The organism is Micromonospora sp. HB375 (genome assembly GCF_017872985.1).
In the GTDB taxonomy this organism is placed as follows: domain Bacteria; phylum Actinomycetota; class Actinomycetes; order Mycobacteriales; family Micromonosporaceae; genus Micromonospora; species Micromonospora chalcea.
Genome location: NZ_JAGGJO010000001.1, coordinates 1,223,209 through 1,240,347 on the forward strand (window position 1 = coordinate 1,223,209; position 17,139 = coordinate 1,240,347).

Genomic DNA, 17,139 nt, shown 5'->3' on the forward strand with positions numbered 1-17,139 from the left:
GCGGTTCCGACCGAGAGCTGGATGTGCGATGGGGACACTTCGCCCGGTCATGGCCCTGACGATGGTCGTCGCGTTGCTGCTGGGCGCCGGGCAACCGGCCGCCGCGCAACCGGCCACCGTCGCCACCGAGGCCGTCAGCATCACCTCGGGCAAGCCCCGGTCGGTCATGGTCATCGGGCAGGTCTACGCGATCCACACGGTCGAGGCCACAGGCGGGACCGCGCCGTACCGGCTGTCGGTGACCTCGGGCAGTCTGCCGCCGGGGATGCTCGTGGTGGGTACGTCGCTCGGGGGTTCACCGACCACTGCCGGGACGTACACGTTCACGTTGCGGATGACCGACAAGAACGACCTCTTCGACGAGCAGACGGCGACGATCGAGGTGCGCGAACCCAAGGTCGTCATCACGTCGGGCAAGCCCCGGTCGCCCATGTACCTGGGCCGGGTGTACGCGATCCACACGGTCGAGGCGACCGGCGGCACCGGGCCGTACCGGTTGTCGGTGGTCTCGGGCAGTCTGCCGCCGGGAATGCTCGTGGTGGGTACGTCGCTCGGTGGCGCGCCGACCACTGCCGGGACGTACACGTTCACGCTTCGGATGACCGACAAGAACGACCGCTTCGACGAGCAGGACGCCACCATCGTGGTCGCCGAGGCGGCGACCGCGTTCACCTCCGGCGATCCGCCCGCCGCCACGGTCGGCAAGCGCTACTCCTTCCGGTTCACCGCCGCCGGTGACTCGGACATCGTGTTCTCCCTGGCGGCCGGGGCCCTGCCGGACGGCCTCACCCTCGACGGGGAGGGCAAGCTCAGCGGCACCCCGGGCAGCGCCGGCACGTTCGCCTTCACCGTCGCGGCGAAGGGTTACAGCACCAGCGCCACGAAGCAGGTGTCGCTGACCGTCGCCGCCCGCAACCCGGGCACCCCGACGGCGTCCCCGACCGGCTCGACGCCCGACCCGGCCGACCCGACTGTTACGCCGACCCCTGACGACCCGGCCGCCACACCGTCGGAGAGCAGCACCTCGGCGCCGCTGCCGACGGCTTCGCCGTCGAAGGTGAGCGGCGCGTGGCTGCCGATCACCGGGCCGGGTTCGCCGCTCGTGCTGCTGCTGTTGAGCATCGTGGCCTTCTCCATCGGCGGCATCCTGCTCGTGCTGGCGTACAACCGTCGCCGCACCTTCACCACACCCGAGTGACGCCGGGCCCCGCGCGGTGATCTCGAAGCCCGGCAGCGGGGTGGCCGGGCCAGCCGATTAGGCTGGAACGGTTCTGTCCGGATCGCGCCTGGAGCTCAGATGACGACGACACTGCCCGCGTACGACGAGGTCGTCGCGCGCTTCGAACCGGTGATCGGCCTGGAGACCCACGTCGAGCTGGGCACGAACACCAAAATGTGGTGCGGCTGCCCGACCGACTTCGGCGGCGAGCCGAACACCCGGGTCTGCCCGGTCTGCCTCGGCCTGCCCGGCTCGCTGCCGGTGGCGAACAAGGCCGCCATCGAGGCGACCATCCGGATCGGGCTGGCGCTCAACTGCTCGATCGCCGAATGGTGCCGGTTCGCCCGGAAGAACTACTTCTACCCGGACATGCCGAAGAACTTCCAGATCAGCCAGTACGACGAGCCGCTGTGCTTCGACGGGTACCTGGACGTCGAGGTCAACGGCGAGCTGGTGCGCATCGGCATCGAGCGGGTGCACTTGGAGGAGGACACCGGCAAGACGCTGCACGTCGGCGGCGCCACCGGCCGCATCCACGGCGCCACCGAGTCGCTCGTCGACTACAACCGGGCCGGCATCCCCCTGGTCGAGATCGTCACCAAGCCCATCCCCGGCACCGGCGCGCTCGCGCCCGAGGTCGCCCGCGCCTACGTCGCCGAGCTGCGCGACGTGATCCGCTCGCTCGGCGTCTCCGACGTGCGGATGGAGGAGGGCTCGCTGCGCTGCGACGTCAACACGTCGCTGAACCGGCCGGGCGAGGAGTGGGGCACCCGCACCGAGACCAAGAACGTCAACTCGCTGCGCTCGGTCGAGCGGGCGGTGCGCTCGGAGATGCTGCGCCAGGCGTCCGTGCTGGAGGCCGGTGGCCGGATCACCCAGGAGACCCGGCACTTCCACGAGGACACCGGCGACACCACGTCGGGCCGGTCCAAGGAGACCGCCACCGACTACCGGTACTTCCCGGAGCCGGACCTCGTGCCGCTCGCCCCGGACACCGCGTGGGTGGCCGAGCTGAAGGCCGCCCTGCCGGAGCTGCCGCGGCTGCGCCGCAAGCGGATCCAGCAGGAGTGGGGCCTGTCCGACCTCGACATGCAGTCGGTGGTGAACGCCGGCGCGGTCGAGCTGATCGAGGCGACAGTGGCCGCCGGCACGACCCCCGCGGCGGCCCGCAAGTGGTGGCTGGGCGAGCTGTCCCGCCGCGCCAACGAGACCGGCGTGGAGCTGACCGACGTGGGCGCCACCCCGGCCCAGGTCGCCGAGCTGCAGGGCCTCGTCGACGCGGGCAAGCTCAACGACAAGCTGGCCCGTACCGTGCTGGAGGGCGTGGTGGCCGGCGAGGGCTCGCCGACCGAGATCATGACCAACCGCAACCTGGAGGTCGTCTCGGACACCGGCGCGCTCACCGCCGCCGTGGACGAGGCGATCGCCGCCAACCCGGACGTGGCCGACAAGATCCGCAGCGGCAAGGTCGCGGCGGCCGGCGCGCTGGTCGGCGCGGTCATGAAGACCACCCGCGGCCAGGCGGACGCGAAGACGGTCCGCGAGCTGATCCTGGCGCGCCTCGGCGCCTGACGTGTTGTAAGGAAGGGCCCCTTCTTAACGCCTGGTGCATGGGAAGGGGCCCTTCCTAACGCCTCACCCCCACTCAGTGGGCGTCAACGGCGACGCCCGGATGGAGTCACCGTGAACCAGCACGACCTCGACGTCCTCGACGAGATCCAGCGCCGGGTGCTCTGGCTCGCCACTCGCATCGTCGACGCGGCCAACCACGACCGCGACACCGGCGACGGGGTGAAGGTCGGCGGCCACCAGGCATCAAGCGCCTCGCTGGTCACCGCGATGACCGCGCTCTGGTTCCAGCACCTCGACGCCGAGGACCGGGTCGCGGTGAAGCCGCACGCCTCGCCGGTGTTCCACGCCATCCAGTACCTGCTCGGCAACCTCGACAAGTCGTACCTGCCGAAGCTGCGGGCGCGCGGCGGCCTCCAGTCGTACCCGTCGCGGACCAAGGACCCGGACGAGGTGGACTTCTCCACCGGCTCGGTCGGCCTGGGCGCCGCCGCGCCGCTGTTCGCCGCCGTGACCCGCCGCTACGTCGACGCGCACTTCGGCGCGCGCCCGCACTCCCGGTTCGTCGCCATCATCGGCGACGCCGAGCTGGACGAGGGCAACATCTGGGAGGCGGTCGCCGACCCGGCCACCACCGGCCTGGGCAACGTGATGTGGCTCGTCGACTTCAACCGGCAGTCGCTGGACCGGGTCGTCCCCGGCATCCGGATCAACCAGTGGCGCGGCCAGTTCGAGGCGGCCGGCTGGCACGTCGTGGAGGTCAAGTACGGCCGCAAGCTCGCCGAGGCGTACGCCCGGCCGGGTGGCGCGGCGCTGCGCGACTGGATCGACCGGATGCCCAACGAGCAGTACCAGTCGCTGTTCGGGCTGGCCGGCCCGGCGCTGCGCAAGCAGTTCCTGGACGGCGCGCCGGCCGAGGTGGCCGCGTTCGTGGCCGACATCGGCGACGACGAGCTGGGCCCGCTCGTCACCGACCTGGGCGGCCACGACGCGCAGGCCATGCTCGACGCGTACGCCCAGTGCGACGCGGTGACCGACCGGCCCAGCGTCGTGTTCGCGTACACGGTCAAGGGCTGGGGTCTGCCGATCGCCGGCAACCCGCGCAACCACTCGGCGCTGCTCACCACCGAGCAGGTCGACGCGCTGCGCGCCGCGCAGGGCCTGACCCCGGAGACCGAGTGGGACCGCCTCGACCCGGCGTCCCCGGCCGGCATCCGGGCCGGCGAGCGCCGGGAGGCGCTGTCCCGCCCGCCGCGCGAGCGGGCGCTGGGCGTCACCGTTCCGGAAACCACGCGGGTACGCGCGAACAAGCCGGTCTCCACCCAGGAGGTCTTCGGCCGGGTGCTGGTCGACCTGGCCCGCGATCCGCAGGTGGCGCCCTACCTGGTGACCACCGCGCCGGACGTGGCCACCTCGACCAACCTGGCCGGGTTCATCAACAAGACGGGCGTGTTCGCCCCGACCGAGCAGCGCTCCTGGACCGAGGACCGGATGCTGCGCTGGACCGAGAGCCCCGCCGGGCAGCACATCGAGCTGGGTATCTCCGAGATGAACCTGTTCCTGCTGCTGGGCCAGCTCGGCCTGTCGTGGGACCTGTCCGGCCAGCCGCTGCTGCCGGTGGGCACCGTCTACGACCCGTTCGTGCTGCGCGGTCTCGACGCGTTCCTCTACGGGACGTACTCCGGTTCCCGGTTCGTGGTGGCCGGCACCCCGTCCGGCATCACGCTGGCCCCGGAGGGCGGCGCGCACCAGTCCACCATCACCGCGTCGGTCGGCCTGGAGCTGCCCGGCGTGACGTTCCTGGAGCCCGCGTACGCCGGCAGCCTCGACTGGCTGCTCTGCGACGCGCTCGGGCAGATCGCCGGTGGCGCCGCGCCCGCCGCCACCGCCGCGCCGGCCGAGGACGGGGCGTACTACTTCCGGCTCAGCACCCGGCCGATCGACCAGGCCCCGTTCGAGGCGGCCCGGACCCGGCTCGGGGACGCGGTGCTGCGGCGGCAGGTGGTGGCCGGCGCGTACCGGCTCGTCGACGCGCACCAGGCGTACCCCGATCTGGCTGACGCCCCGGTCGTGCAGCTCGCGGCCTCCGGCGCGGTGCTGCCGGAGGTGCTCGCCGCCGCCGCGGAGCTGGCGGAGGAGGGCGTGGCCGCGCACGTCGTGGACGTGACCAGCCTGGACCGCCTCTACCGGGCGTGGCAGCGGACGCTGCGTCAAGGTGTGCGGACCGCGACGGTGCCGAGCGTGCCGGGCGCGCTGCGGTCGGCTTTCGCCGACCGGGTGCCGGTGGTCACCGTGCACGACGCGGCCTCGCACGCGATGGCCTGGCTCGGCTCGGCGGTCGGCGCCCCGGCGGTGCCGCTCGGCGTGGACGAGTTCGGCCAGTCCGGCAACGTCCGGGAGCTGTACGAGTTGCACGACCTGCTGCCGGGCAGCATCGTCAACGCCGCGCTGGCCGCGATCGCGCTGCGCTGACCGCGCCGGGCTGGTCCGGCTCGACCCGGCGGCGCGGCAGGCCGTGGTGGTCACGGAACGTGACAGATTGGCCCGATTGCTGAGAGTGACCGTCTCCGGCGACCCGGGCGGTCGCCTCTCGCCGCCTTTGCTCTGCAGCCACATCCGCAGCATCGCCCTGAGCTGGGGTGCGGCGAAGAGTGCCCGCGGCGCGCGGCCGTCCGTGCGGTCACTCCCGGTGCCTGCCGCGCCGATGGCTGCAGAGCAAAGGCGGCGGCAGGACATGCCAGTGCCGGACGGGTCGGTGACACGCGGTGACCGGACGTCCGCGCGGCAGGCGGCCGGAGAACGCCCGGACGGTCAGCGGGTGGGGGTGGCGGTGGGGCTCAGGGTGGTCGTACCCGGCGACGGCGACTCGGAGGGCCCCCGGGTCGGGGTCGGGGTGACCGGCACCTGGTCGCCCTTGGCCGGGTCGCGGATGACGTGCCGCTCTAGGTTGACCTGCGACTGCCCGGTCCCGCCCACGGTGATCTCGTCGTAGGCCTGGAGCAGCTTCTGCTGGTCGAAGTAGAGCACCGTCATGGTCAGCGGCGTCGGCTTCTCGCCCTCCAGGCCGCGCAGCCCGGCCCCGCCGGTCGAGCCCTCCACCATCAGCGTGGTCGGCTGCTTGCCGGGCACCTCCGGCAGCTTCGACACCTGCCGGGCGTGGGTGTGCCCGGAGAGCACCAGCGGGCAGGTGCCGGAGAGCGGGCCGGCCGAGGCGGGATCGTGCACGAGCGCGATGTCGACCTTGCGCGGCGACTTCTCGACCGTCGCGGCGAGCTGTTCGCCGGCGCCGATCACCTGGTCGGCGACGGCGGCGGTGAGGCCGCTGCCGGCCGGTGAGGTCTCCTTGTCCGGAGTGAAGCGGGGGTCGCCGATGCCGGCGATGGTCAGCCCGCCCACCGTCGTGATCGAGTTGTTCAGCACAATCGCGTTCGGCTGCTGGGCCACCGCGGCGGCGGTGCGCGGCGAGTCGTGGTTGCCGCGGATGAACACGTACGGCTTCTTGAGCAGGCCGATCGAGCCGACGAAGGACGCCTCCGGCTCGCTGCCCCAGTCGGTCATGTCGCCGGTGTCGATGACCACGTCGATGCCGAACTGCTCGACCACGGTACGGATCAACTGCCAGCCGGTCGGGTTGAGGTGCATGTCCGACACGTGCAGCACCCGGGTGGTGCCGGGCGACGGCTGCACCACCGGCAGCGCGGAGACCGTGGTGTACAGCTTGCTGACGTTGCCGACCAGCCGCTGCAACTGCTCGGCGTACTTGGTGTAGTCGTTGGCGATGCGCCGCGCGTCACCGACGATCGCGGGTGCGTTCACCAGCAGGCCCTCGTACCGTGGCTCCTCGATCGCCTGCGGACGCAGCGTCGTCGCGGCCACTCCGAGGCTGCCGGCGGTGATGACGAGCGCCAGGCCGCCGGCCCAGGCGGTACGGCGCACGTCGCGGAAGACCAGCGCGGCCAGGATCAGTGTGGCCAGGACCGCCGAGGCGAGCGTACGCAGCCCGAGCCGCATCACGCCGTCGCGGACGTCCTGCACCGCCGACTGGCTGGCCCGGCTGATGCTGGCCGGGTCGTCGATCAGCGCCTCGGTGCGCCCCTGGTCGAGCGCGCCTACCTCGACGGTCAGGTACGCCGGCCCGTCGTGGCTGTCCAGCAGCAACGCGCCCAGCGGCGGGATGTCGACGGTGGTGCCGCCGCTCAGTGACGGGCTGAGCTTCAGCTCGGCCCGGAACGGGCCGATGTCGGTGCCGACGTGGCCGCCCGCGTACGTGCCGACCACGATGCCGCCGAGCGTGACCGCGAACAGGGCCAGCACGACACCCAGCCGGCGCAGCCGGTGACCCGGCCGCCACGCCGTCCAGCGGCGGGCAGGCCCGCGCCCGGGCGACGTCTCGTCCCCCGCGCGGTGCTCTTCGTTGTCGTGGCCGTCCATGCTGAGATCCTGACCTGCCCCTTGAGCGATCTTGACAAACCTGCCGACCCGGATCAGCTCCGGCCGGCGCCCCCGTCGGCGAAGACCAGCCGCAGGAGGCGGTCGTCCTCGGCGGCGGGCCGGCCCCGCCCGTCCCGGTTCGAGGTGCTCACCCAGAGCGAGCCGTCCGGGGCCACCGCCGCCGCCCGGAGCCGGCCGTACTTGTCGTTGAGCAGGTCGCGCGGCTGACCGAGGACGGTCCCGTTGCCGGCCAGCTCCACCAGCCACAGCCGTTGCCCGCGCAGGCAGGCGGCGACCAGCAGCCGATCCATGGCGGCCAGGCCGGAGCAGGAGGCGTCACCGGTGGGCCACTGCGTGATCGGGTTGACGTAGCGCCTGTCGTCGCTGCGCCCCTCCACCCGGGGCCACCCGTAGTTGCCGCCCTTGTTGATCGGGTTGATCTCGTCCCAGGTGTTCTGCCCGAACTCCACCGCGTACATCTTCTTGTCCGGCGTCCAGGCGAAGCCCTGCACGTTGCGGTGTCCGGTCGACCAGACCGGCGACCCGGCGGTCGGGTTGCCCGGCGCCGGCTTGCCGTCCGGGGTGATCCGCAGGATCTTGCCGCCGAGGCTCTTCGCGTCCTGGGCGTTCTCGGTGCGCCCGGCGTCGCCGGTGCTGGCGTAGAGGAGACCGTCCGGGCCGAAGCCCAGCCCGCCGCCGTTGTGCGTGCCGGCCTTCGGGATGCCGGTCAGGATCGGCGTCGGCGCCTGCCCGAGCCGCATCTTGGCGATCCGGTTGTCGTTCTCGGCGGTGTAGTAGACGAAGATCGTCCGGTCCCGCTCGTACGCCGGCGAGACCGCGATGCCGAGCAGACCGCCCTCGCCGCCGGCGGCCACGTCCGGCACGGTCTGCACCGGCCGCACGGCCAGCCCGTCCGGGCCGGACTCGGGGCCGACCTGAAGGATCCGCCCCTTGTCCCGCTCGGTCACCAGCGCCGCGCCGTCGGGCAGGAACGCGATGCCCCACGGCACCTCCAGGCCCTTGGCCAGCACGGTGGCGACCACCTGCTGGCCGGCCCCACCCGGGCTGGCGGTGCTGGACGGGCTCGGCAGGTTGGGCGGCGCGCCGGCCGGGTCCGGCTCGGGCTCGCCGAGGGCGCAACCGGCGCTGCCCAGCAGCAGCGCCGCGCAGGACACCGCCAGCGCCGTGCGGAGCCGGCGGGCACGGGGGTACGGAAGACGCGCTCTCACCCGGCCCAGCCTAGCCGGGCGAAGCGCCGAACCGGGCCGCTCAGCTCAGCCGGCACGCAGGGCGAGCAGGGCCACGTCGTCCTCACGGCGGTGGGCGGCGGCGAGCAGCCGGTCGCAGAGCAGGTCCAGCGGTGCGCCCGGCCCGTCGGCGCGGAGATGGGCGAGCAGGTCGGCCTGTCCCTCGTCGATCGACCGGTCCCGGCGCTCGATCAGCCCGTCGGTGTGCAGCAGCAGCGTGTCGCCCGGGGCGAGGACCAGTGTCCGGCCGGTACGCCGGGGCGCCCGGGCCAGGCCGAGCAGCGGCCCGCGTCCCTCGGCGACCGAGACCGTGCCGTCCGCCCGGACCAGCACCGGTGGGGGATGCCCGGCGTTGCACCAGGAGACCCGCAGCCCGTCCCCGTCCGGGCGGATCCGGGCCAGCACCGCGGTGGCGACGGTGGGCACCCGCAGCCCGCCCATCGCCCGGTCGAGCTGCGCCACCAGCAACTCCACCGGGTCGTCGCGCCCGTACGCGTTGCCGCGCACCAGGTTGCGCAACTGGCCCATGGTGGCCGCCGCCTCGATGTCGTGACCGGCGACATCACCGATCGCGGCCACCAGCTCGCCGTCGGGCTGGACGAACGCGTCGTACCAGTCACCGCCCACCTCGACCCGGTCCGCGACCGGCAGGTAGCGGGCGGCCAGCTCGATCCCCGGCACCGTCGGCAGGGTGGGCAGCATGCTGTGCTGGAGCACCTCGGCGACGTGGCGCTGCTCACCGTAGAGGCGGCTGTTGCCGACCGCCTGTCCGGCGCGTACTCCGATGTCCTGCGCGGTGCGCAGGTCGCTGTCGTCGAAACCGCGCCGCCCCTGGCGGTTGACGAGGGTGACCGCCCCGATCACCCGGTCCCCGGCGGCGGTGATCGGCACGGTCAGGTGGGAGCCGATGCCGAGCCGGTCGGCGAGCGGCACCAGCTCCGGGCGCGTGGTGCCGCGCGCCACGTCGTCCAGTCCGGCCACGGCCCGCACCGCCGGCCGCCCGGTACGCAGCACCGAACGGATCTGCGACTCCGCGCTGAGGCCGGTCGTCAGCAACTCGGCGAAGCGGGCCAGGTCGGCCTCGCGTTCGGCGTCCCGGTGTACGCCGGTGACGGTGCGCGGGCGGCCCGCCGGGTCGACGAGCGTGATCAGGCACCAGTCGGCGAGCAGCGGCACCATCGCGTGCCCGAGCCGGTCGACGGCAGTGGCCACGTCGAGCGTGCCGCCGAGCATCTCGCTCATCCCGGCCAGCATGGCGAGCCGGTCGTGCGCCTCCTCGGCGCGGCGGCGGGCCTGCTCGGCGCCGCGGACCGCGATGCGTAGCCGCAGCTCCGAGGAGCACGCGGCGGCCAGGTCGGCGAGCGTACGCAACTGCTCGGGGGTCCAGGCCCGGGGCTTGCTGTCGATCGCGCAGAGCGAGCCGAGCACCCGCCCGTCCAGGTCGGTGAGCGGCATTCCGGCGTACGCCACCACGCCCAGGTCCTCGATGGCCAGGTTGAGGCGTACCCGGGGGTAGAGGCGGGCGTCGGGCAGCACCAGCGGCATCTCGATGTCGACGACGTGCTGGCAGAACGAGTGGCTCAGCGGTGTCTGCCGGCGCGCCGCCCAGGGTTCCGGCAGCCCGGTCGCGCCGGGAAAGAACTGCCGGTCGGCGTCGACCAGGGAGACCAGCGCGACCGGCACGTCGAGCAGGTCGCCGACCAGGCGGGCGAACCTGTCGAACGCCTCGTCGGGTACGGCGTCGAGCCGCGTCTCGTCGAGCGCACGCAACCGGTCGGGATCGGTGAGCGCGGCAATCGGCACGGCCACCCGGCCCCGGCCGTCCTCGCTCATCGCCACCGCCCTCAGCAAGCGGAACACCCGACCGGCATCCCGTCCTCGGTTATACCCCGCTGCACTGTCAATCGACCCCGGGCGGGGCGTTCGTCACGGCCCACGCCATGCCGGCCCGGGGCTGCCGATATGGTCGGCGGTCGTGAAGGCATGGATCCCGCACCCCGAAGGCCTCCGGCTGCTCGGCGAGCTGCCGCCCGGCGTCACCGTGGAGCTGCTGGAGGACCCGGAACGGCCCCCGTCGTCCCCGGCCGGGGTGCGGTTCTGGGTACCGCCGTTCCTGTCCGGCCCGGACGCCGGCGCGTTCCTGGCCCGCCTGCCGGACGTCGAGGTGGTGCAGCTGCTCTCCGCCGGCGCGGACGCCTGGGTGGGGCGCGTCCCGGACGGTGTGACGCTCTGCGACGCCCGGGGCGTGCACGACTCGCCCACCGCCGAGTGGGTGGTGGCCGCGATCCTCGCCTCGCTGCGCGGGTTCGCGCCGCTGGCCCGGGCGCAGGCGCGGCGCGAATGGGCGTACGACGAGGTCGCGCCGACCGACGAGCTGGCCGGCAAGCGCGTGCTGATCGTGGGCGCCGGCTCGATCGGCACGGCGGTGCGTGACCGGCTCGCTCCGTTCGAGGTGAGCTTCACGCTGGTGGCCCGTACGCCGCGCCCGGACCAGGGTGTGCACGGGGTGGACGAGCTGCCAGCCCTGCTGCCGGAGGCGGACGTGGTGGTGCTGCTGGTGCCGCTGACCGACCGGACCCGGGGGCTTGTCGACGAGAAGTTCCTGGCCGCGATGCCGGACGGCGCGTTGCTGGTGAACGCCGCACGGGGGCCGGTGGTCAGCACCCCCGCGTTGCTCGCCGAGCTGACCTCGGGGCGCCTGCGGGCGGCGGTGGACGTCACCGACCCGGAGCCGCTGCCCGCCGACCATCCCCTGTGGGAGCTGCCGAACCTGCTGCTCACCCCGCACATCGGCGGCTCGGTACGCGGTCTGCTGCCCCGGGCGTACCGCCTGGTGGCCGAGCAGCTGCGCCGGTACGTGGCCGGGGAGGAGCTGACGAACCGGGTGGTCGACGGCTACTGATCGTTCGCCTCACCGGGCAGCTCCTGCCCGGTGACGGCGATCAGGTGGGGCAGCTCGGTGGCGCGTACCGCCGGCAGCATCACCACCTCGCCGTCGTCGAGCCGGGCGAGCGCGCGGCCCCGGGCGTCGCCGGCCAGTTCGGTGACGCGCGTCCACGGCACCCGGCGTTGCCCGGCGATCGCCCGCAGCCGCAGTTCCGAGGCGTCGGCGTCGGTGCCGGCGCGCCACGCCCAGACCGCGACGGTGAGCGGGACGAGCAGCACCCAGAGCAGCCACCAGCGGGCGGAGGCCAGCGGCAGCGCGCCGATGGTGGCGACGATCGCGGCGACCAGGATGGCCTGGTTGTGTCGGAAACGGACGGTATCGGCACGGCTCACCCTCCGATGATCCCACCCGGCCGACTCCCGCCGCCCCGCGCCCCGGCAGCCCCGCCAACCCCGGAGATCTTGGTACGTCTCCGCCCTCCCGAGGGCGACTGCGTACCAAGATCTGGCGCGGGCGGGTCGTGCGATGGAGATCTTGGAAGGAAACGGTCCTCATGGTGGCCCTTTGCTTCCGAGATCTCGTCGGGGAGGCGGGGGTGTGACGGATGTCACTGGTGGGATGACGTCACCGGGCGCTTCCGGGATCGTTTCTAGGCGTGGCCGCAGCGGTCCCCGCCGATGCGTCCCGCCCGCCCCGACCCCGCACGTCGTAACCGCGAACCGCAACCGCACCGCCCCCGTGCCCCCTCACGAAGGCGACCGCCGTGCCCGTCCCTCCTCCCGCCGGTCCCCGTCGGCGGCCACCCCTGCCCGATGTCGCCGTGTCGCTCACCGGCGCGGTCTTTCTCCTGGCGGGCGTCGCCGGGCTCCTACCCGGTCCGGCCGCGACCGCGCTCGCCGTCGCCGGTGGATCCGCACTCGCCTGCGTCCGGCTCGCCTGGCTGGCCGGTGGAGCGCTGCCCGCTCCGAGCGACCTCGCCCCGAACGCGCCGCCGACCGTCGACGCCCGAACCGCCGAATCACCAGCCCGGAGCACCGAAACCGGCCCACCCGAGCGCCGGGACGCACTCGCGGCGGGCGTGACGACCGGGCGGCAGGCGCGCCGGGTCGCGTTGTCCCGTCGGGTCGCCGCGATCCTCGACGCCGCCGTCCTGGTCGCCGGGCTCTCCGTGGCGGTGCTGCCGCTGAGTGATCCCGCGTACCGGCTGCCGATCGCGCTGACCGGGCTGTGCCTCACCGCGCCGCTGTACGTGACGGCGCTGCTGCGCCTGCCCGGCCGGTCCCGGCTGTCCGGGCCCGAGCTGGTACGCCGTACCGTCGACGTGCTCGCGCTCGGCGTCAGCCTGGTCTTCGCCGGCTGGATGCTGCTGCCGGGCGGCCCGGTCCCGGCCGCCGCCGGGATCGCCGCGTCGGGCGGCGCGGTGGTGCTGGCCGTGCTCGTGGTGGCGGCCCTCGCCGAACGTCACCGCCGGCCGGGCGCCGCACGCTGTCACGCCGGGGCCGCGCTGACGCTCGGCGGGCTGACGCTGCTTGTGGTGCTGCTGGCGTACGGCGCGCCGGACCGGGCGCTGCCGGTTGTCGCGGCGCCGCTGCTGGCGGGGGCGCTGCTGACCGTCGCGGGCCTCCGGCGTGCCTGGGCCGGGGAGCGGCCGGACCGGGACGTGGCGCCGGCCGCCTGGCCCCGCCTCACCGCGCCGGCCGGGATCGCCGCGCTGGCCGCCGGTGTCCATCTGTGCGTGGTGGGGGAGTTCAGCACTGGCGCGATGGCCCTGGGCCTGACGGTCGTTCCGCCGATCATGGTGGGTGAGCTGCTCGCCGCCGCGGACCAGCGTCGCCGCGTGCAACGACTGGCGGCCCGGGAGGCGTGGCTGCGGCGCCGGCTCGGGCCTGATGCCCGGGCCGTCGAGCCCGCGCCGCTGACGCGCGCGGATCTGGTCCGGGCGTTGGCGCAGCGCAGCGGTGGCGCCCTGCTCGTGGTCGACCTGCACGGCGAGGGCGCGGCCGTGCCGGAGGGGCCGGTGCTCACCGAGGTCGCGCGCCGGCTCCGAGCCGGCGTCGAGGCGCACGACCTGGTCGCCCGGCTGGGCGACACCGAGTACGCGGTCCTCACCGATGTCGGGCCGGTGCTGGCGTACGCGCTCGGCACCCGGCTGCTGGCGGCGCTGACCGAGCCGTACCCGCGGCCGGGCGGGGTGGCCCGGGTGCGGGTGAGCGTCGGGCTGGCCGAGACCGGAGGCGGCGAGCCGGAGGACGTGCTGCGTCAGGCCGACCTGGCCCGCCGCCGGGCGGTGCAGCTCGGCCGGGACCGGGTCGAGTGGTACGACGCCTACCTGGAGGAGCAACTGGTCCGGCGCCTGGATCTGGAACGGGAGCTGCCCGGCGCGGTGGCGCGCGGTGAGCTGGACCTGGTCTACCAGCCGGTGGTGGCGCTCGCGGAGCGGACACCGGTCGGCACCGAGGCGTTGCTGCGCTGGCGCAGTCCCACGCTGGGCACCGTGCTGCCGGCGGAGTTGCTGCCGGTGGCGGCCGACCTCGATCTGGTCGGCGAGATCGGGCGGTGGGTGGTGGACCGGGCCTGCCGCCAGCTCGCCGCGTGGTCGGGGGGCGGCCGGGAGCTGTGGATGGCTGTCAACGTGACGCCGCGTGAGCTGGCCGCGCCGGACTTCGTGGCGCGTACGGCGACCGCGCTGGCCGCGTACGACGTGTCGCCGGAGCGGCTGGTGGTGGAGGTGGCCGAGCCGGGGGTGGGCGCCGAGTTGTCCACTGTGGTGGCCCGGCTCGCCGGTCTCCGCTCGATCGGCGTGCGGACCGCGCTCGACGACTTCCGCGCCGAGCACGCCTCGCTCGCCCAGCTCCGCCGCCTGCCGATCGACCTGCTCAAGGTGGGTCCGCATCTGGTCCGGCCGGGTGGGGACGGGCAGCGTCCGCTCATCGACGTGGTGGCGAACCTGGCCGACCGGCTCGGGGTCGAGTTGGTGGTCGAGGAGCTTGAGTCGGAGGGCCAGGTGGCGGGCGCGCGCCGGGCCGGCTGCCGGTACGGGCAGGGCTTCGCGCTGGCCCGCCCGGCGACCGCCGAGCGGGTCGAGGCGTGGTTCGAGGAGTTCCCGTCCGCAGCCCGCTGAGCTGAACCGGTTCAGCGGCCCGTCGTACGAGGTGGGGCCGTGCTGCCGCGCGGCGTGAGGTGCGCGGTCTCGTCCTGGACCACGGCGGCCGGCTCACCCGCGATCACGGCGAGGAGCTGCCGGGCGGCGTGCGCGCCGTACGCCGGGATGTCCCGGCCCAGCGCGGTCAGCGGCGGGTGCACCAGCCGGCAGAGCGGCGAGTCGTCCCAGGCCACGATGGACAGGTCGCCGGGGACGGCCAGGCCCATCTCCTGGGCCACCGAGAGCCCGGCGATCGCCATCACGTCGTTGTCGTAGATCACCGCGGTGGGGCGGGCGGCGGAGCTGAGCAGCCGGCGGGTCGCCCGCGCGCCCTCCTCGCCGGTGTAGTCGGACCAGACCGTCTGCGCCTCCTCCAGCCCGAGCCGCCGGCACACGCCGGTGAACGCCTCGGTGCGGATCTCGGTGTGCAGCAGCGAGGGCAGCCCGCCGACCCGGGCGATGCGCCGGTGGCCGAGCGCGACCAGGTACTCCACCGTCTCGACCAGCGCCGCCGCGTCGTCGGCCCAGACGCTCGCGAGGCCGCCGGTGTGGCCGGGGCCGCCGATCACCACCGCCGGCAGTTGCAGCTCCTCCAGCGCCGGCACCCGCCGGTCGTCGGTGCGCAGGTCGCAGACGAGCACGCCGTCGACCCGGCGTTCGGCCCACCACCGCCGGTAGACCGCGATCTCGGCGTCCTGGTCGCTGACCACCTGGAGCGTGAGCGCGTACGAGCGGGCCGACAGCTCGGCCTCGACGCCGCTGATCAGCTCCATGAAGAACGGCTCGATGCCGAGTATCCGGGCGGGGCGGCACAGCGCCAGCCCGACCGCCTTGGCGGTCGCCCCGGACAACGCGCGGGCGGCGCTGCTGGGCCGGAACCCGATCTCGGCGGCGATCGCGAGGATGCGCTGGCGGGTCGCCTCGGAGACGCCGGGCTGGCCGTTGAGCGCGTACGACACCGCGCCCTTGGAGACCCCGGCGCGCCGGGCGACGTCGGCGATGGTCGGCCGCTTCACCGGAGCGTTCCTCCACTGTGTCCGGCCCTCGCGGGCGCTTCCGGTCGCCGGATCACCGGCGTCTGGTGACGCTACTGCACGCGGTGCCGGGTCCGGGTGCCGCGGGCGGCATCGGTGGACCGCATCCGGCGGCAGTCGCTTGTGCGGTTCAGCTTAGAGCGCGGACCCGACGAGACCGCCCGCAGCGTGGTCGTGAGCGGCGGCGAGGTTACCGGATCGGCACATCGGTAACCGGCCGTTGACAGTCGTGAATGGGAACCGTACGGTGGCGTCACTTATCCGGTTCAGTCAACGTCTCTCGATATTCGGGAGCGTTCCCATTTCGGCGCGGAGGATGAGATGAGACGGTCCTGGACGCACCTGGCGCGGGTGACCGCCGTCGGTGCCGTCAGCCTGGTCATGATCGCCGCCTGCAGCGGCCGGAGCACCACCGGCGGCTCCGACCCGGCCGGTGGTCAGGTCACGCTGAAAATCAACTTCTGGGGCGACTTCGGGCTCCAGGACCTCAAGGCCAGGTACGAGGCCGAACATCCGAACGTCAAGATCCAGCTCAACTCGGGCGAGTACAACGCCCAGCACGAGGACCTGCAGAAGAAGCTCGTCGCGGGCAACGGCGCGCCGGACATCGCGGCGATCGACGAGGGCTTCATGGTCCAGTTCCGAAGCCAGTCCGACAAGTTCGTCAACCTGCTCGACAAGGGCGCCGGCTCGTACGAGAGCAAGTACCTGCCCTGGAAGTGGAAGCAGTCGCTGTCGGCGGACGGCAAGACGCAGATCGGCCTCGGCACCGACGTCGGCGGCCTGGCCATGTGCTACCGCACCGACCTGTTCAAGGCCGCCGGCCTGCCCACCGAACGCGACCAGGTGTCAGCGCTCTGGCCCACCTGGGACAGGTTCATCGAGGTCGGCCAGCAGTACACCACCACGACGAAGAAGAAGTTCATCGACGCCGGCACCAACCTGTTCAACCCGATCCTCGGTCAGCAGCCGGTCGGGTTCTACGACGAGCAGGACCAGCTCCGGATGGAGCAGGGCCCGAAAGTCGCGTTCGACTACACGGTCAAGGCCGTCGGCGCCGGGCTCTCGGCGAACCTGGTCAGCTTCCAGGCCGACTGGGACAAGGGCTTCACCAGCGGCGCGTTCGCGGTGCTCGCCTGCCCGGCCTGGATGCTCGGCCACATCAAGGACACCGCGCCCGGCACCGAGGGCAAGTGGGACATCGCCGCGGTACCGGGTGGCGGCGGCAACTGGGGCGGATCGTTCCTGACGTTGCCGAAGCAGGGCAAGAACGTCGACGAGGCGTACAAGCTGCTGACCTGGCTGGTCGCGCCGGAGCAGCAGATCGAGATCTTCAAGAAGGTCGGCAACCTGCCGTCGCAGCCGGCGCTCTACACCGACCCGGCCATCGCCGACTTCAAGAACCCGTTCTTCAACGACGCCCCGGTCGGCCAGATCTTCCCGAAGATGGCGCAGGGCCTCACCCCGCAGTACCTGGGCCGCAAGAACGGCCCGACCCGGGTGGCGGTGGAGAACGTGATCCGGCGGGTGGAGAACAAGTCGCTCAAGTCCGACGCCGCCTGGAACGAGGCGGTCAAGGAGGCCGAGAAGGCCGCGAAGTCCTGACGTGT

Annotated in this window: 11 protein-coding genes; 6 read left to right on the forward strand and 5 right to left on the reverse strand. The window is 73.4% G+C overall.

What is annotated here, in order from left to right; all coding sequences use genetic code 11:
- Positions 1 to 49: 49 nt before the first annotated feature.
- The 3 genes from J3R08_RS05985 (at position 50) to J3R08_RS05995 (ending at position 5,260) form a co-directional block, all read left to right on the forward strand.
- Positions 50 to 1,198, forward strand: a complete 1,149-nt coding sequence (locus J3R08_RS05985) for a putative Ig domain-containing protein (RefSeq protein ID WP_245254676.1) — start codon at positions 50 to 52, stop codon at positions 1,196 to 1,198.
- Positions 1,199 to 1,297: 99 nt separating this feature from the next.
- On the forward strand, positions 1,298 to 2,791 hold the full coding sequence (gatB, locus tag J3R08_RS05990; RefSeq protein ID WP_209960315.1) for an Asp-tRNA(Asn)/Glu-tRNA(Gln) amidotransferase subunit GatB: 1,494 nt from the start codon (positions 1,298 to 1,300) through the stop codon (positions 2,789 to 2,791).
- 111 nt (positions 2,792 to 2,902) lie between these two features.
- On the forward strand, positions 2,903 to 5,260 hold the full coding sequence (locus tag J3R08_RS05995; protein WP_069087618.1) for a pyruvate dehydrogenase: 2,358 nt from the start codon (positions 2,903 to 2,905) through the stop codon (positions 5,258 to 5,260).
- A gap of 339 nt (positions 5,261 to 5,599) precedes the next feature.
- On the opposite strand, the gene J3R08_RS06000 is transcribed toward J3R08_RS05995, so the two are convergent.
- Genes J3R08_RS06000 through J3R08_RS06010 form a run of 3 tightly spaced genes read right to left on the reverse strand, consistent with a single transcriptional unit; the run spans position 5,600 to position 10,299 of the window.
- Positions 5,600 to 7,219, reverse strand: coding sequence for a metallophosphoesterase (locus tag J3R08_RS06000; protein WP_104113640.1), 1,620 nt, complete (start codon positions 7,217 to 7,219; stop codon positions 5,600 to 5,602).
- Between the two features lie 53 nt (positions 7,220 to 7,272).
- Positions 7,273 to 8,448 (reverse strand): sorbosone dehydrogenase family protein, encoded by a 1,176-nt coding sequence (locus J3R08_RS06005; protein WP_166455567.1) that lies wholly within the window; start codon positions 8,446 to 8,448, stop codon positions 7,273 to 7,275.
- Between the two features lie 45 nt (positions 8,449 to 8,493).
- The gene (locus J3R08_RS06010; RefSeq protein ID WP_209960316.1) at positions 8,494 to 10,299 is read right to left on the reverse strand and encodes a SpoIIE family protein phosphatase; all 1,806 of its coding nucleotides are present in this window, start codon (positions 10,297 to 10,299) and stop codon (positions 8,494 to 8,496) included.
- A 142-nt stretch (positions 10,300 to 10,441) separates the two neighbouring features.
- On the opposite strand from J3R08_RS06010, the gene J3R08_RS06015 reads away from it, so the two are divergent.
- Positions 10,442 to 11,368, forward strand: coding sequence for a 2-hydroxyacid dehydrogenase (locus J3R08_RS06015; RefSeq protein WP_187694517.1), 927 nt, complete (start codon positions 10,442 to 10,444; stop codon positions 11,366 to 11,368).
- Here the strand turns inward: J3R08_RS06015 and J3R08_RS06020 are convergent.
- A complete protein-coding gene (locus J3R08_RS06020; RefSeq protein ID WP_064446987.1) occupies positions 11,362 to 11,745 on the reverse strand; it encodes a PH domain-containing protein in 384 nt (127 codons plus the stop codon). The two genes, J3R08_RS06015 and J3R08_RS06020, sit on opposite strands and share 7 nt — an antisense overlap.
- A gap of 371 nt (positions 11,746 to 12,116) precedes the next feature.
- Here J3R08_RS06020 and J3R08_RS06025 point away from each other — a divergent pair, with 371 nt between their 5' ends.
- A complete protein-coding gene (locus tag J3R08_RS06025; RefSeq protein ID WP_280841729.1) occupies positions 12,117 to 14,474 on the forward strand; it encodes a GGDEF domain-containing protein in 2,358 nt (785 codons plus the stop codon).
- A gap of 11 nt (positions 14,475 to 14,485) precedes the next feature.
- On the opposite strand, the gene J3R08_RS06030 is transcribed toward J3R08_RS06025, so the two are convergent.
- The gene (locus J3R08_RS06030; RefSeq protein ID WP_209960317.1) at positions 14,486 to 15,511 is read right to left on the reverse strand and encodes a LacI family DNA-binding transcriptional regulator; all 1,026 of its coding nucleotides are present in this window, start codon (positions 15,509 to 15,511) and stop codon (positions 14,486 to 14,488) included.
- 339 nt (positions 15,512 to 15,850) lie between these two features.
- Here J3R08_RS06030 and J3R08_RS06035 point away from each other — a divergent pair, with 339 nt between their 5' ends.
- Positions 15,851 to 17,134 (forward strand): ABC transporter substrate-binding protein, encoded by a 1,284-nt coding sequence (locus tag J3R08_RS06035; RefSeq protein WP_069087623.1) that lies wholly within the window; start codon positions 15,851 to 15,853, stop codon positions 17,132 to 17,134.
- Positions 17,135 to 17,139 lie beyond the last annotated feature (5 nt).

What these genes read in the sequence shown, in the direction of transcription:
- J3R08_RS06010 (WP_209960316.1), bottom strand. Translation starts at nt 10,299, where the DNA reads ATGAGCGAGGACGGCCGGGGCCGGGTGGCCGTGCCGATTGCCGCGCTC.
- J3R08_RS06035 (WP_069087623.1), top strand. Translation starts at nt 15,851, where the DNA reads ATGAGACGGTCCTGGACGCACCTGGCGCGGGTGACCGCCGTCGGTGCC.
- J3R08_RS06000 (WP_104113640.1), bottom strand. Translation starts at nt 7,219, where the DNA reads ATGGACGGCCACGACAACGAAGAGCACCGCGCGGGGGACGAGACGTCG.
- J3R08_RS05985 (WP_245254676.1), top strand. Translation starts at nt 50, where the DNA reads ATGGCCCTGACGATGGTCGTCGCGTTGCTGCTGGGCGCCGGGCAACCG.
- gatB (WP_209960315.1), top strand. Translation starts at nt 1,298, where the DNA reads ATGACGACGACACTGCCCGCGTACGACGAGGTCGTCGCGCGCTTCGAA.